Source organism: Vagococcus sp. WN80Y (genome assembly GCF_059621045.1).
In genome coordinates, this window is sequence record NZ_JCAQHY010000069.1 from 1 (window position 1) to 2,247 (window position 2,247).

At 44.5% G+C, this 2,247-nt stretch carries 4 protein-coding genes; all 4 read left to right on the forward strand.

Annotated features, from left to right (window positions below; genetic code table 11):
- Nucleotides 1–888 (forward strand): class A sortase (locus AC5KOD_RS02810; RefSeq protein WP_496913018.1); only part of this gene is annotated, 888 nt, incomplete at its 5' end.
- A gap of 13 nt (nt 889–901) precedes the next feature.
- Entirely contained in the window at nt 902–1,258 is a 357-nt protein-coding gene (locus AC5KOD_RS02815; protein WP_496913019.1) for a hypothetical protein, read from the forward strand.
- Between the two features lie 29 nt (nt 1,259–1,287).
- Nucleotides 1,288–1,656 (forward strand): hypothetical protein, encoded by a 369-nt coding sequence (locus AC5KOD_RS02820; RefSeq protein WP_496913020.1) that lies wholly within the window; start codon nt 1,288–1,290, stop codon nt 1,654–1,656.
- A gap of 25 nt (nt 1,657–1,681) precedes the next feature.
- Entirely contained in the window at nt 1,682–2,212 is a 531-nt protein-coding gene (locus tag AC5KOD_RS02825) for a recombinase family protein (RefSeq protein ID WP_496913021.1), read from the forward strand.
- The last annotated feature ends 35 nt before the right edge of the window (nt 2,213–2,247 follow it).

The window sequence follows — 2,247 nt, forward strand, 5'->3', positions numbered from 1 at the left end:
AAACGTCAATTAACTCGTTTATTGATGCTGACCCGAACACTTTTTGTGGTCTTATTAGTGACCATGATTGGGGTGATTCTCTTCGCACTTTACGGGTATCTACAGATGAAAGAAGACACCGAGCTAGGAGAGGTGTCAATTGGCACTTCCGCTGAGCTGGCAGCCTTTAATCCCGATAAAATTCTCCAGGCCACCTATGATGAGCGGCAAATTGCCAGCGTCAATGTGGCGAGTTATGCCGCGTCAAAGGGACAGGCCCAAGCCACGATTAACAAATGGGGAATAGGCAAACTGGGCATTCCAGATGTGGGAATTGATTTACCTATTTTAGCGGGGATGGCGAATGACAATTTGTTAAACGGGGTGGCCACTTACCGCCAAGATCAGGTCTTAGGCTCACAAAATTACGTCTTGATGGCTCATAGTATTAACGACGAAGATGTCTTGTTGTACCGGATCAAGGACTTAAAAAAGGGTCAGAAAATATATGCGACTGATTTTAAGACCTTGTATGTGTATGAAGTCACACGTAATGAGGTGATCCCAGATACGGAAGTGGACGTTATTGCGCCAACGACGGAGTCCCTTCTCACTTTATTACGATGTGAAGGGGACATTGGGACGGTTTACCGACGGCTTGTTCAAGGGAAGTTGACCGACCAGTCGCCACTTAATCAGGCAAGTCCGTCGGACTTAGAGGCCTTGTCCTTAACTGAAAAAAAAGTGGCTAAGGACGGGACGTTGTTAAAGGAAAATCCCTTATCATACCCCCAACAGTTCAGTATGAATTTAGCCGGAACGATTCTCTCTGATCCTGTTCAGACAATTGTGCCCCTTTTTTTATTGTTAGTGCTGCCAGTGATTTTTCTAGGAGTGATACGAGTATAGAAAGGAGGGGCAGATGGTGTTAGTTAAATGGGGAGTGTTGGGACTTCTCTTCCTCAGTTTATGGGGGTGTGTGTCTCAAAGTCGAGTGTGGCTAACGAAGACGCGACCTCCTTCGCGATCTAAAAAGAAACGAAGGAGAGAACGAGAAAAGAGGCATAAACGACTCGTTATCAGTAGCTGTTTTCTCATTGTGGTCCTATTAATAAGCATGCTGGTAGTCGTTTATGGGTTAATCAAAGTCGAGTTGGGCCAAAATGAACTCTTTCAACGGATGTCTGAGGTGAGTGTGACTCAAAAAGAATTAGAAAAGCGACTAGAGGGATTCGACATGATGCCCTTGCCTTCAACAGGAACCGACGACAAGCCTTAATCATAGACATAGAAAGGAATACGAAGCAGATGACAACCATTAAACTAAGTTATCGCGAGTATCATCAGTTAAAAAAAGCGTTAGATGCTTTGCCGTGGATTTGGCACCGGTATGAGATGGAATGTCCCAATGATTGGTATCAGTTTAAATACCAACGGTCCCTGCAGCTGTTTCTAGAAAGTGGTGAAGCAGATCGGCTCCTTCAAGTAAAGCCAACCTGGTCGAAGCACGAGTTAAAATTACCGAAGCCGCAATATGAGTCGTTAAAAGAATGGGTCAGAATTAGCCAAGAGTTACAGGATATTCTTGAGCATCCTCCTTATGGTAGTCAACTACCAGCGAGTTTAAGTAAACCAACTCGGTTGATTCAAGCGACCCGTGACTTAATCAACAAATAAAAATGAAGGGAAGAGAGGGAAGACGATGCGAATTGGATACACTATTTTAGGAGATCAGCCATTGGCTGTTAGGCAATTAAAAGAACGCGGACAGTGTGAGAAAATCGTGGCTTTATCGGTGGTAAGAGAGCCACTTCAGTGTTTTTTATCTTTTTTGACAGAGATTGGTGAGGCAGAGGTCATCATTCTTGATGTTACCCACTTAGGGTTACAGGTGAGTCAATACGATGCCGTGGTCAAGACCCTAGAAAAACAGCCATGTACGGTTCGCTTTATTGAAAAGAGTGGCGATTCAGATACCGCTTATCTCACTTCTTTAGGTCTATTGGCTCAACAAGAAAAAGCGATTATCCGTCACCGAACTCAGGTCGGTTTGGCCTATGCGAAAGAATCAGGTCGACAAGGCGGTCGTCCTTCTATCGATATCAGTGTCATTGAGCAAATCCGAAGCTTGTTTGTTGAACACCGTAAACCATTGCGTGAGATAGCAGAGCTTTGCGGCGTGTCCTTAGGAACGGTACATAAATATACGCGAGAGCTGGAGAAACCCGACTAACTCTGGTGTTAAAAGGAGTAGAATGATGACCATAT